We start from the raw sequence: 11297 nt of genomic DNA on the forward strand, positions 1-11297 counted from the left end.
CCGTGATTGGCGCACCCGATGCCGGCCCGCGCCTGGGCCAGGATGTGGCCACACCGCCCTCGGCCGCGGCCAGTGCCCCGCCGCCCAAGCTCAATCTGAGCCTGCCGCGCGGTGGTGAGACTTCGGGCCGGGAGTCGCGCAGCGTGCTGCAGCTCATGCCGCACCCGCCCGAGCGCAAGAACAAGCTGCAGCAGGGCATCGAGGACGCGACCCGCAAGGACTGCCGCGAGGCCCATGCCGACAAGGGCCTGCTCGCCACCGTGCCCCTGGTGCTGGGCGCGGGCAGCGACAAGGGCTGCCGCTGGTAGCTGCCCCGGTGCTCAGGCGCCCAGCAGCTCGCGCAGGGCGCGCAGCATGGCGTCGGGCGCCTCGGCCATCAGGGAGTGGCCGGCATTCAGGCGCTGTACCCGCGGCGGTTCGGCAAACGCAGCCTGCAGCGCGGTGGTCTGCTTGGGCGCCGTCATCTGGTCGCGCTCGCCCAGGATCAGCTGGGTGGGGCAACGCACCTGGGCGGCGGCCTCCAGACCGCGGGCATAGCTGTCACACAGCCTGAAGTCGTGCTCAAACAGGTTGAGCCCGCTCTGGCTTGACTGGATGCGGTGCTTGAGCGCCAGCTCCCCGCCCTGCAGCCAGGCCCCAGGCCCAGGGTAGGAGGGCTTGGCGGCGATGCCGCCGAAAGAGAAGGTGTTGACCATGGCGATGGCGCGCCCGGGCTGCTCGCGGGCGGTGCTGAGCAGCTGCTCCGAGACCTTCATCGGGAAGGCCGTGGCCACCAGGCCCAGGGCGCTGGCGCGCTGCGGCGCCTGGGCCGCGGCCTCCAGCGCGATCAGGGAGCCCATGCTGTGGCCCACCAGGGCGGCCTGGGCATCGGGTGCAAAGCCGGCGGCGTCCAGCAGCTGCCAGACCCAGGCGCCCAGGGCTTCCACGCTCTCCAGCGGTCGGCCGGCGCTGCGGCCATGGCCGGGCAGATCGGGCGCCAGCACCGCATGGCCGTGGTGGGCGAACCAGCGCGTCAGCAGGGTCCAGACGCTGTGGTCGTTGAGGGCGCCGTGCAACAAGACCAGGCAGGGCAGGGTGGTTTCCAGCGGGCGGCCGCCGGTGTAGGCATAGGCCTCGTGGCCATTGACGGTGAGTTTCATCGTGCGAGGTCCTGGGGCTTACTTGGCCGCGATCTTGAGGGCGCGCTTGAGGTCGGCGATCAGGTCGTCCGGATCTTCCAGGCCGATGGACAGGCGGATGGTGCCCGGCGCGATGCCGGCCTGGGCCAGGGCCGCGTCGTCCATGCGGAAATGCGTGGTGCTGGCCGGGTGGATGACCAGGGAGCGGCAGTCGCCCACATTGGCCAGGTGGGAGAAGAGCTGCAGCGCTTCAATGAAGCGCCGACCCTGCTCGCGGCTGCCCTGCAGGTCGAAGCTGAAGACCGAGCCGCAGCCGCGCGGCAGCAGGCGCTGCGCCAGGGCGTGGTCGGGATGGCTCTCCAGGCCGGGGTAGCCGACGCGGCTGACCTGGGCCTGGCCCGCCAGGAACTCGGCCACCTTCTGCGCATTGGCCACATGGCGCTGCATGCGCAGAGGCAGGGTCTCGATGCCTTGCAGGATCAGCCAGGCGCTGTGCGGGCTGAGGCAGGCGCCGAAGTCGCGCAGGCCCTCGCGCCGGGCGCGCAGCAGGAAGGCGCCCACCGTGCTCTCCTCAGCGAAGACCATGCCATGGAAACCGGGGTAGGGCTCGCACAGCTCAGCGAAGCGGGCGGCGGGAGGTTCGACGCCGCTTGCGGCGTCAAACCCTCCCGATCGCAGTGCGGCAGCGCTGCGATCATGGGCGGCCTGCCAGTCGAAGCGGCCGCCGTCCACCAGCACGCCGCCCACCACCGTGCCATGGCCCGAGAGGAATTTGGTAGCGGAGTGATAGACCAGGTCCGCGCCCAGCTCGACGGGGCGCTGCAGATAGGGCGTGGTGAGCGTGGCGTCCACCAGCAGGGGCAGGCCGGCTTCGTGGGCGATGGCACTCACGGCCGGGATGTCCAGCACGTCCAGGCCCGGGTTGCCCAGGCTCTCGCCGAAGAGCAGCTTGGTGTTGGGCTGGATGGCTGCGCGCCAGGCGTCCAGATCGCCGGGGCGCACAAAGCTGGTGCTGATGCCAAAGCGCGCCAGGGTGTAGTGCAGCAGATTGTGCGAGCCGCCGTAGAGCGCGGCCGAGGCCACGATGTGCGAGCCCGCGCCGGCCAGGGTGGCCACGGCCAGATGCAGGGCGGCCTGGCCGCTGGCGGTGGCGATAGCGCCCACGCCGCCTTCGAGCGCGGCCATGCGCTCCTCGAAGACCGCGGTGGTGGGGTTGGAGATGCGTGAGTAGACATGGCCGGCGCGCTCCATATTGAAGAGCGAGGCGGCGTGCTCGGCGCTTTCGAACACAAAGGAGGTGCTCAGATGCAGGGGCGTGGCGCGCGCGCCGGTGGCGGGGTCGGGAGCGGCGCCCGCGTGTAGCGCCAAGGTGTCAAAGCCGGGGTCGGTGTAGCCCGCCATGGTGTCTCCGAGGTATTTGATGCGGGGATTGTGTGCTATGTTGGGCCCCTGGATTCCTGGAGGTTTCATCATGAAAGTCGTCGACATTCTTCGCGTCAAAGGCGGCACTCTCTACACCGTTGCGCCCGACCAGCCCCTGGCTCAGGCCGTGGCCACCATGGCCGAATTCGATATCGGCTCCCTGGTCGTGATGGAGCATGGCGATCTGGTGGGCATGCTCACCTTCCGCGAGGTCATCCAGGCCGTGGTCAAGAACGGCGGCACCGTGGGCGCGAGTCTGGTGCGCAGCGTGATGGACGACCATCCCCTGACCTGCACGCCCGAGACCGAGATCGACGAGGTGCGCCGCATGATGCTGGGCCGCCATGCGCGCTACATGCCCGTGCTCAACGGCCGCACCCTGCAGGGCGTGATCTCCTTCTACGATGTGGCCAAGGCCGTGGTGGACAGCCAGGACTTCGAGAACCGCATGCTCAAGGCCTATATCCGCGACTGGCCGCTGGAGGAGAACCCTTCGCCGGAGCCCAAGCTCTGATCCACGAGTCGCGAAGGGCGCCAGCGGCGTCCGCGCTCCAAGGCGGCCTGCGGGCCGCCTTTGCTTTGTGCGCCTGCTCGTAGAATCTTCGGGCCCAGCAACCACGGATTCCCATGTCAGGCAGCACTTTCGGTTCCCTGTTCCGCGTCACCAATTTCGGCGAGAGCCACGGCCCCGCCATTGGCTGCGTGATCGACGGCTGCCCGCCCGGCATGGCGCTCTCCGAGGCCGATATCCAGCCCGAGCTGGACCGCCGCCGCCCCGGCACCAGCCGCCATGTGACCCAGCGCAACGAGGCCGACGCGGTGGAGATCCTCTCCGGCGTCTACGAAGGCCAGACCACCGGCGCGCCCATCTGCCTGCTGATCCGCAACACCGACCAGCGCAGCAAGGACTACGGCAATATCCTGGACACCTTCCGCCCCGGTCATGCCGACTACACCTACTGGCGCAAGTACGGCATCCGCGACCCGCGCGGTGGTGGCCGCAGCTCGGCCCGCCTGACGGCGCCCACCGTGGCCGCTGGCGCGGTGGCGCGCAAATGGCTCAAGGCGGCCTACGGCACCGAGTTTCGCGGCTGCATGACGGCCCTGGGCGAGATCGAGATTCCCGTCGAGGACTGGAGCCAGACCGGGCTCAACCCCTTCTTCGCCGCCGGCAGCAGCAAGGTGGCCGAGCTGGAGGCCTATATGGACGCGCTGCGCAAGTCCGGGGACTCGGTCGGCGCCCGCATCTACGTGGAAGCCACCGGCGTGCCGGTGGGCCTGGGCGAGCCGCTCTATGACCGCCTGGATGCCGACATCGCCCACGCCATGATGGGCCTCAACGCCGCCAAGGGCGTGGAGATCGGTGACGGCTTTGGCGTGGTGGCCCAGCGCGGCAGCGAGCATGGCGACGAGCTCACGCCCGAGGGCTTTGCCAGCAACCACGCCGGCGGCGTGCTGGGCGGCATCTCCACGGGGCAGGACCTGCGGGTCTCGGTGGCCATCAAGCCCACCAGCTCCATCCGCACGGCCAAGGCCTCCATCGACCGCGCCGGCCAGCCCACCCAGGTGGAAACTTTTGGCCGCCACGACCCCTGTGTGGGCATACGCGCCACGCCCATTGCCGAGGCCCTGCTGGCCCTGGTGCTGATGGACCATGCGCTGCGCCACCGCGCCCAGTGCGGCGATGTGCAGCTGAGCCAGCCGCCCATTCCCGGCCAGCGCTGATGAGCGAGCGTGCGCCCGAGGCGGGGCGCAGCACCCTGGGTGCCAGCGCGCTGCTGTCCTGCGCCTACTTCGCGGCCATCGGCGGCTTCAATCCCTATGCTCCGCTCTGGTACAAGGAGCTGGGGCTCTCGGTCTTTGCCATCGGCGTGCTGGTCTCGCTGCAGAGCTGGACCCGGCTCTTCGCACCCTATGCCTGGGGCGCGCTGGCCGACCGCAGCGGCCAGCGCGTCTGGATCATCCGCTGGGCGGCCCTGGCCAGCTTCATCGCGGCCCTGGGCTTCTTGCTGCCGCCCACGCCCCTGAGCCTGGGCGTGGCGGTGTTCCTGATGTTTCTCTTCAACGCCGCCATCGTGCCCCTGACCGAGGCGGTGGTGGCGTCGTGCATCACCGATGCCGAGGGCCGCATGGACGCGCGGCGCTATGGCCGGGTGCGCGTCTGGGGTTCAGTAGGCTTTCTGGCCAGCGTGGTGCTTGCGGGCTGGTGGTACCAGTGGCTGGGGCTCAAGGCCTTTGCGCTGACCACCCTGATGCTCTTGGGCGCGGTGGTCTGGGCGGCATGGCGCCTGCCGGTGCAGCGTGTGAAGACGGTGCAGCACGACGTCGGCGCTCCCATCGGCGCGGTGCTACGCCGGCCGGAGGTCGGCTGGTTCTTTGCCGGACTCTTTCTCACGGTCTTGGCCCACTCGGCGCTCTACACCTTTTTCAGTCTCTACCTGATCGAGCTGGGCTATGGCAAGGGCATGGTGGGCCTGCTGTGGGCGGTGTCGGTGCTGGTGGAGATCGTCTGGTTTGCCTTTCAGGGGCGTCTTCTCGAGAGTGGCAGCCTGCACCGCTGGCTGCTGGCTGCGGCCCTGCTCACGGCCCTGCGCTTTGCCATCACCGCGGCCTTTGGCCAGAACCTGGCCCTGTTGATATTGGCCCAATGCCTGCACGCCTTGACCTTTGCGGTGCAGCACACGGCTTGCATTGCCCTGATTACTCGCTACTTCCCGGGCCCGCTGCGCGGTCGTGGACAGGCGCTCTATTCGGTGCTGGGCTACGGCCTCTCGGGTGTGCTGGGCGGCCTGGGCGGGGGCTGGCTGGCCCAGCAGGCGGGCTATGCCAGCGTGTTCTGGGCCGCCAGTGCCATGGGTCTGCTGGGCGCGATCTGCTGCTGGCGCAGCATGCGCCTGCATGAAGCGACGCTGAAGACGGCCTGAGGCTGTCGCACCTCCGCGCAGGTCGAGGCCTGCTTTCTGCAGTTCGTCGCAGCGAAGCGCCGCGCCGCCGGGCCACTTCCTACACTGCCGCCACTTTCGACAGTAGACGGAAAAACGGGAGAGACCATGCGCAAGCAATGGCTGTATGGCGGTGCGGCCGCCCTGGTGCTGATGGGTGGGGCCGGTGTGGCGGTGTGGACGACCAAGGGGGAGTCCGGCAAGGGAGCGGCCCAAGGCAAGCCGGAATCGGTGGCGCTGGAATTCCGCCCGACCGAGGTGGTCACGCCGCTTCAGGCGGCCATGCCTGGCTTGATCGAGTTCTCCGGTCCCCTGGTGGCGCCGGGCACGGTGATCGTGCGCAGCAAGTCGGCGGGCACCCTGCTGAGTCTGGCCGTGGGCGAGGGCAGCCGCGTGCATGCCGGCCAGGCCCTGGGTCAGGCGGATCTGGTTGAGCAGCGCCTGCGGGTGGCCGAACGACTTGCCAGCCTGGAGTCGGCCCGCGCCCAGCTGGTCCAGGCCGAGCGCCACCACAAGGCCAATGAGGGCCTGGCGGCCCAGAACTTCATCGCCCCTACCGCCCTGGAGACCTCGCGCGCCGCGCTGCAAGCCGCGCGGGCCCAGCTGCAGGTGGCCCAGGCGCAGCTGGACACCAGCGAGGTGGGGCTGCGCCAGGCGGCCCTGGTCTCGCCCATCAGTGGCGTGGTGGCCAAGCGCCATGCCCTGCCCAGCGAGAAGCTGACGGCGGAGCAGCCCATCCTGACCATCGTGGACCTCTCGCGCCTGGAGCTCGCCGGTCTGGTGGGCACGCATGAGGTGAGCCGCCTGCAGCCGGGCATGCCGGTGCAGGTGCGCATCGAGGGTGTGGAACAGCCGGTGCAGGCGCATATCGCGCGCATTGCCCCGGCCGCCGAGCCCGGCACCCGTTCCATCGGCGTGACCCTGGAACTGGCCAATCCCAAGGAGCAGTTCCGTGCCGGCCAGTACGCCGTGGCCCGGGTGGAGCTGCCCGACGAGCGCGAGCGCCTGACCGTGCCGCAGACGGCCGTGAGCAGCAATGCCGGCCAGGAGCAGGTCTGGCTGATCGAGCAGGGGGCCCTGGTGCGCCGCATCATCACGACCGGACGGCGCGACGCACGAGAGGGCAGGGTGGAGGTGCTGCAGGGCTTGAGCCCCGAGAGCCAGGTGCTGGCTGCGCGCTATGACAACCTGCGCGAGGGCAGCAAGGCCACGGTGCTGGCCGGCAAGCAGCGGGCGGCCGTGGCCAGCGCCGCCAGCGGCGCCGCACGCGCTCAGCAATAAGCCGACACGGAGGAATCAATCATGTGGATGACCCGTGTCTCCATCCGCCACCCCGTGTTTGCCACCATGGTGATGGTGGCCCTGTGCGTGCTGGGCCTGTTCTCCTATGCCAAGCTGGGCGTCGAGCAGATGCCCGACATCTCCATGCCGGGCGCCTGGATCGATGTGCGCTACCCCGGCGCCAGCCCCGAGGCCGTCGAGCGCGAGGTGGCCAAGCCGCTGGAGGAGATGATCAACTCCATCGCCGGGGTCAAACGTATCCAGTCGCGCAGCTTCGAGGGCCGGGCCCAGACCAGCGTGGAGTTCACGCTGGACACCGATATGGGCCGCGCCATGCAGGACTTGCGCGACCGCCTCTCCCTGGCCCAGGCGCGCTTCCCCAAGGATGTGAAGCCAGCCAATATCTCGCGCTTCCAGGGTGACAACAGTCAGCCCATCGTGGTGATGGCCCTGATGAGCAAGACGCGCTCGGCGCGCGAGCTTTCCATGATCGGCGAGCTCACCATCGCCAAGCGCCTGCAGCGCGTGGAGGGTGTGGCCACAGTGGACATCGGCGGCCTGAGCCAGCGCGAGGTGCGCATCGACCTGGATCCGCTGCGCCTGCGCGCCTATGGCATCACGCCGGCCGAGATCTCTCAGGCCCTGGCCGCGGCCAACGCCGACCAGCCTGTGGGCCTGCTCTCCGACCGCTACCAGGACGCCTCGCTTCGCGTCGAGGGTCGGGTGCGCGATCCCAAGCAGTTCGCCAGCGTGGTGGTGGCGCGGCGCGGCAATCTGGTGCTTACCCTGGGCGACCTGGGCACCCTGGTGGAGCGGGAGCGCGAGCCCGACAGCCTGGCCCGCATCAATGGCCAGCCAGCGGTGAGTTTCAATATCTTCAAGCAGCAGGATGCCAATATCGTCAAGACCGGCGACGCGGTGCAGGCCGCCGCCGAGGAGCTGCGCAAGAGCCTGCCCCAGGATGTGGAGCTGCGCCTGATCTTTGCCAGCAGCGACTTCGTCAAGGGCTCGCTCAAGGGCCTGCAGCACACCCTCATCGAGGGCGCGCTGCTGACCGTGGCCATCGTCTTCCTCTTCCTGCACAGCTGGCGCTCCACCATCATCACGGGCCTGACCCTGCCCATCGCGGTGATCTCCAGCTTCATCGCGGTCCATGCCTTCGGCTTCACGCTGAACTTCATGACCATGATGGCGCTCTCGCTGTGCATCGGTCTGCTGATCGACGATGCCATCGTGGTGCGCGAGAACATCGTGCGCCATGTGGGCATGGGCAAGGACCACCACCGCGCCGCTGAGGATGGCACCAACGAGATCGGCCTGGCGGTGATGGCCACCACTTTCGCCATCTGCGCCGTGTTCGTGCCCGTGGCCTTCATGGGCGGCATCATCGGCAAATTCTTCTATCCATTCGGCATCACGGTGGTGGTGGCGGTCCTGGTCTCGCTCTTCGTGAGCTTCACCCTGGACCCCATGCTGTCCTCCGTCTGGCCCGATCCGCCCGGCACGCGCATGAAGCGCCTGCCCGTGATCGGCGCCCTGATCCGTGGCACGGACCGCATGATGGACATGCTGCACGCCGTCTATGAGAAGACCCTGCGCTGGGCCTTCTCGGGGCGCCGCTACCGTCTGTGGCTGCTGCCGGTCTACGGCCGACCCTTTGGTGCCGATGGCCGGCGCGACAAGACGGCTCCACGCCGGCTGCGCTGGGCCACGCTCACGCCGCGCGGCGTGGTGATGGCCGCGGGCGCCGGCAGCTTTGTGCTGGCCCTGGGCCTGACGCCTCTGGTGGGCAGCGAGTTCGTGCCCGAGACCGACCAGGGCTTCACCCAGATCAATCTGCGCATGCCCGTGGGCTCCAGCCTGGAGCGCAGCCATGCCAAGGTGGCCCAGGTGGAGGAGATTCTGCTGGCCTTCCCGGAGATCAAGACCATCTCCACCGTGGTGGGTAGCAGCGGTGAGGGTCTGTCCACCGGCCGCAATCAGGCGGCGCTGAACATCGCGCTCACCGACCGCAAGAGCCGCAAGCGCACGCAGAAAGAGGTGGAGAACGCGGCGCGTGAGGCGATTGCCAAGATCCCCGGCATCGAGGTGTCGGTAGGCTTCAACCGGCCCATCTATGTCGCCATCCTGGGTTCGGACGCCGATGTGCTGACGCGCGCGTCCCAGGACTTTGCCGAAAAGCTCAAGAAGATCCCAGGCATTGTGGATGTGGACTTGTCGGCCAAACCCGGTCTGCCGGCCTACGCGGTCAAGCTCAAGGACTCGGCCATCCGCGAGCTGGGGCTGACTCCGCCCCAGGTGGCCGCCTCGCTGCGCGCCTATGTCAATGGCGAAACCGCCACTTACTGGACCACGCCGGACGGCACGCAGGTGGAGGTGAATCTGCGCCTGCCGGGTTCATTGCGCGAGCGCATCGAGCAGATGAACAAGCTGCCCGTGGCCTATGCCGCCAATGGCGCCCCCATTGCCCTGGACCAGGTGGCCAGCATCGAGCCGGTCTACAACCCCGAGGTGATACGCCGTCAGAACCTGCAGCGCCGCGAGGCCATCTTTGCCGGCGTGCAGGGCCGCAGCGCCGGTGAGGTGGGCGCCGATGTGCAGAAGCTGGTCAAGGAAACCCAGCTGCCGCCGGGCCTGTCCTTCGATGTGGGCGGCCAGACCAAGGATCAGGCCGATGCCTTCAAGGGCCTGCTGGGGGCCATGGGGCTGGCGGTGATCTTCATCTACATCGTGCTGGCCAGCCAGTTCGGCAGCTTTGTGCAACCCATCGCCATCATGGCCTCCCTGCCGCTCTCGCTGATCGGCGTGATGCTGGCGCTGCTGCTGTGGAACTCCACGCTGAACGTGTTCTCCATGATCGGCCTGGTGATGTTGATGGGCCTGGTGACCAAGAATGCGATCCTGCTGGTGGACTTTGCCAACCATGCGCGCCAGGCCGGTGCCACGGTGGCCGAGGCCCTGCTGCAGGCCGGTCTGATCCGCATGCGGCCCATCATGATGACGACCGCCGCCATGGTCTTCGGCATGCTGCCCATGGCGATTGCCCTCAACGAAGGCGGCGAGATCCAGGCGCCCATGGGCCGGGCCATCATCGGGGGCGTGATCACCTCGACCCTGCTGACCCTGATCGTGGTGCCGGTGCTCTATTCCTATCTGGTGCGGGAGCGCAAGCCGGTCGCGGCTAGCGTGGGGAGCGGGGCGTCTGAGGCGGCTGCTGTAGCGGCCAAGTGATTCGCCCGGCCCGCCTTCATGCCCGCCTGGTAAGTTCTTCCAGGGCCATGGGGACGGTGTCGGAGAAGCCGGACTGGTTGGCAGACGCCTGAGCCTGCGCAAGCTCATCGTCCAGCACGATCAGCTGGCGCAGACGGGCTTCGGTGCGTCTGCGCTTGTTGGCGTCATCGGTGAGTCGCTCGGAAAGATCGCGCCGCTGCCGCTCCAGCGAGCGCACCTCGGCCTGGGAGTGCTGAAGCGCCTGAACCAACTGCTTGGACTGGTGAACGAGAACCTTGATGCGAACCTCCTGTCTGCGCAGGCGCCTGTGCTGGAGGAGCAGCGCGGCAAGCGCCGAGACAAGCAGGAAGGCAAACAGGTAGGCCAGATGAGGCAGATAGGGCAGATGGAGCATGGGGCATTTCCGTGTGCTTGCGGGATTGCGCTTGAATCGGCCGCGATGGGGACGGCACAGGCGTGCCGCAGCGTCCAGCGCGCTGGCCAGCCCAGGACGGGGCGGGCTGCTGCTGGCTAGGGAACAGTCAAGACGAGGCGCTTGCTCAAGCGGCACCTCATGGCCGCGTTTGAAGTAGGCCGTGTTTGAAGCCGAGCGCGCCGGGGCCGCCCGCTTCCTGCCGACTTGTTACAAAGTCTAGGGCTCATGCGGGTCGCCTGGCTATGGCAGCGCCGCTCATTTGCCCATCAATTGCGCTCAGACGCGTCCCTGCTGTCTCGGCCTTAGCAGCTCCCGCGCATCAGCACTTCGAAACCCAGATCGCGGTGAGGTTCGGCCAGCGACTCGCCGCGCATGAGCTTGAGCAGCATGGCGGCCGCCTCGCGCCCGATCTCGCTGCGGGGGGTGCGCACGGTGGAGAGCGGCGGCAGCATCTGATCGCTGCCGGTCAGGTCATTGAAGCCTGCCACCGCCAGGCGTTCGGGTATCTTGATGCCCAGCCGCAGCGCCGCCAGCAAGGCTCCCTGGGCCAAATCGTCGTTGTTGAAGAAGATGGCGTCCACCTTGGGGTCTTCGCGATGGATGCGCTCGAACAGCTCACCGCCCAGGGCCAGCGATGAGCGCTCGGGGCTCAGCCATTCCAACTTGGGATCCAGGCGGCCGGCCGCCTTCATGGCCTGGCGGTAGCCTTGAGCACGCTGCAAGGTGCGTGGGTCCAACTGCGCCGCCGCGAAGGCGATGCGTTGGTAACCGCGGTCCATCATGGACTGGGTCATGGCGGCGCCCGCATCTGACTGCGAGAAACCCACGCTGTAGACGCCTTCCTGGGGCGAGGTCTCCATCACATGAACGCAGGGCACGCCGCTGCTC

General features: G+C 68.3%; 9 protein-coding genes and 1 pseudogene. 6 read left to right on the top strand and 4 right to left on the bottom strand.

Annotation, left to right across the window (positions count from 1 at the left end):
• Positions 1 to 308, top strand: a pseudogene (locus ACK5F2_RS09055) (hypothetical protein); the annotation flags it as partial.
• Positions 309 to 320: 12 nt separating this feature from the next.
• On the opposite strand, the gene ACK5F2_RS09060 reads toward ACK5F2_RS09055, so the two are convergent.
• Both ACK5F2_RS09060 and ACK5F2_RS09065 read right to left on the bottom strand, forming a co-directional pair.
• Positions 321 to 1139 carry an alpha/beta fold hydrolase gene (locus ACK5F2_RS09060; RefSeq protein WP_409864209.1) on the bottom strand — a complete coding sequence of 273 codons (819 nt, stop codon included), beginning with the start codon at positions 1137 to 1139 and terminating at the stop codon, positions 321 to 323.
• Positions 1140 to 1157: 18 nt separating this feature from the next.
• Complete coding sequence (locus tag ACK5F2_RS09065; protein ID WP_409864211.1) at positions 1158 to 2519, bottom strand: O-acetylhomoserine aminocarboxypropyltransferase; 1362 nt, start codon at positions 2517 to 2519, stop codon at positions 1158 to 1160.
• A 70-nt stretch (positions 2520 to 2589) separates the two neighbouring features.
• Between ACK5F2_RS09065 and ACK5F2_RS09070 the strand changes: the two genes are divergently transcribed.
• The 5 genes from ACK5F2_RS09070 (at position 2590) to ACK5F2_RS09090 (ending at position 9994) form a co-directional block, all read left to right on the top strand.
• Positions 2590 to 3054 (top strand): CBS domain-containing protein, encoded by a 465-nt coding sequence (locus tag ACK5F2_RS09070; RefSeq protein ID WP_133603634.1) that lies wholly within the window; start codon positions 2590 to 2592, stop codon positions 3052 to 3054.
• 113 nt (positions 3055 to 3167) lie between these two features.
• Positions 3168 to 4265: a chorismate synthase gene (gene aroC / locus ACK5F2_RS09075; RefSeq protein ID WP_409864212.1), complete on the top strand. Its 1098-nt coding sequence runs from the start codon at positions 3168 to 3170 to the stop codon at positions 4263 to 4265.
• Positions 4265 to 5464 (top strand): MFS transporter, encoded by a 1200-nt coding sequence (locus ACK5F2_RS09080; RefSeq protein WP_409864214.1) that lies wholly within the window; start codon positions 4265 to 4267, stop codon positions 5462 to 5464. The genes aroC and ACK5F2_RS09080 overlap by 1 nt, the downstream gene beginning before the upstream one ends.
• Positions 5465 to 5590: 126 nt before the next feature.
• Positions 5591 to 6763, top strand: a complete 1173-nt coding sequence (locus ACK5F2_RS09085) for an efflux RND transporter periplasmic adaptor subunit (RefSeq protein WP_409864216.1) — start codon at positions 5591 to 5593, stop codon at positions 6761 to 6763.
• A 21-nt stretch (positions 6764 to 6784) separates the two neighbouring features.
• Positions 6785 to 9994 (top strand): efflux RND transporter permease subunit, encoded by a 3210-nt coding sequence (locus ACK5F2_RS09090; protein ID WP_409864217.1) that lies wholly within the window; start codon positions 6785 to 6787, stop codon positions 9992 to 9994.
• Between the two features lie 16 nt (positions 9995 to 10010).
• On the opposite strand, the gene ACK5F2_RS09095 is transcribed toward ACK5F2_RS09090, so the two are convergent.
• Both ACK5F2_RS09095 and ACK5F2_RS09100 read right to left on the bottom strand, forming a co-directional pair.
• Positions 10011 to 10388, bottom strand: a complete 378-nt coding sequence (locus ACK5F2_RS09095) for a hypothetical protein (RefSeq protein WP_409864218.1) — start codon at positions 10386 to 10388, stop codon at positions 10011 to 10013.
• Positions 10389 to 10711: 323 nt separating this feature from the next.
• Positions 10712 to 11297 (bottom strand): substrate-binding domain-containing protein (locus ACK5F2_RS09100; RefSeq protein WP_409864220.1); only part of this gene is annotated, 586 nt, incomplete at its 5' end.

It is taken from the genome of Roseateles sp. (assembly GCF_046300915.1).
Lineage (GTDB): Bacteria > Pseudomonadota > Gammaproteobacteria > Burkholderiales > Burkholderiaceae_C > Kinneretia.